At 61.5% G+C, this 1174-nt stretch carries 2 protein-coding genes; one reads left to right on the top strand and one right to left on the bottom strand.

Annotated features, from left to right (window positions below; translation table 11 throughout):
- Positions 1–84: 84 nt before the first annotated feature.
- On the top strand, positions 85–276 hold the full coding sequence (locus AKG12_RS29010) for a hypothetical protein (protein ID WP_409514867.1): 192 nt from the start codon (positions 85–87) through the stop codon (positions 274–276).
- A 58-nt stretch (positions 277–334) separates the two neighbouring features.
- On the opposite strand, the gene ligD is transcribed toward AKG12_RS29010, so the two are convergent.
- Positions 335–1174: non-homologous end-joining DNA ligase (ligD, locus tag AKG12_RS29005; protein ID WP_285278035.1), on the bottom strand; the 840-nt coding region annotated here is incomplete at its 5' end.

Genomic DNA, 1174 nt, shown 5'->3' with positions numbered 1-1174 from the left:
GCTGGCCCCGGACGTTGATGTCATCTCCGCGTCCCGTCACTCGCACGACAAGGATCCGCACGTTCGCTGAGGAAGCCTCCATGCATGAGAATCCGCAGCTTGCCGCTCAAGGGTATGGAAATTGCGCGGCCGATCGATGTGGTGGACGCAACCTCGCTCAAGGTCGACGAAAAACGGACGATATTGGCCGCTTGGGCTTCGGACCTCTACACGACCGACTCAAGGCCGGCGTACCGCCAGATGCCTGGAACACCGGGCCCTGTCCTCAATCGATGAGGTTCAGGCTGCGCTGAGCGACCTTGACCTGAGCTACGGGTCTTGATCCAGGCCGCTCTCAGGCGGCCTGTTTCATCGATTTCGTCAGCCGCTTGATGGCCTGCTCCAGCGAACGCTGCCCGTCGCAGTAATCCTCCCAGGCGGTTGTCTTCGACAANTTCGTCAGCCGCTTGATGGCCTGCTCCAGCGAACGCTGCCCGTCGCAGTAATCCTCCCAGGCGGTTGTCTTCGACAAAAGCGCCGGTACGGTGCGAATGGTGAAGCGTTTCGGATCGAGATCCGCTTTTACCTGCTTCCAGGTCAGTGGCATCGAAACTGGTGCGCCTGGCCGGGCGCGCGGTGACAGCGGCGCGACAGCAGTCGCCATTCGGTCATTGCGCAGGTAGTCGAGGAAGATCCGACCGTTGCGCTGGTTCTTCGCCATCTTGATCAGGTAAAGGTCAGGGTTGTCACGTGCCATCTGCAGGCAGACATCGTGTGCGAAGCCTTTCGCCTCCGGCCAGCTCAGCTTCTTTCCCTTCGGTACCGCAAGCGGGGTGACGACGTGAAGGCCCTTGCCGCCGGTGGTCTTGCAGAAGCTGACGAGGCCAAGTTCCTCCAGCCGGTCGCGCATTTCCCGGGCGGCTTCGACCACGGTGGAGAAGGGTACGTCCGGACCCGGATCGAGGTCGAAGACAAGACGACCGGGCACCTCCGGTTCGTTGGGCTCGCAATTCCAGGGATGCAGTTCGACGCCGCCGATCTGGGCGATGGCGGCAAGGCCCTCAACGCGATCAATCTGCAGATAGGGTTTCTTGTCGCCGAACACCTTGACCAGTTCGAGCAGGTTCGACGTTCCCGGCATCGCGTGTCTCTGGAAGAACTGCTCACCACCGATGCCGTCAGGCGTCCGGATGAT

Origin of the sequence: Agrobacterium sp. SUL3 (assembly GCF_001263295.1) — a bacterium.
GTDB lineage: Bacteria > Pseudomonadota > Alphaproteobacteria > Rhizobiales > Rhizobiaceae > Agrobacterium > Agrobacterium tomkonis.
Note: the sequence above shows the minus strand (reverse complement) of the source record. Positions and strands in the feature narration are given on the sequence as shown.

Excerpts from the sequence above, each read along its gene's own strand:
- AKG12_RS29010 (WP_409514867.1), top strand. The coding sequence starts at position 85 with ATGAGAATCCGCAGCTTGCCGCTCAAGGGTATGGAAATTGCGCGGCCG.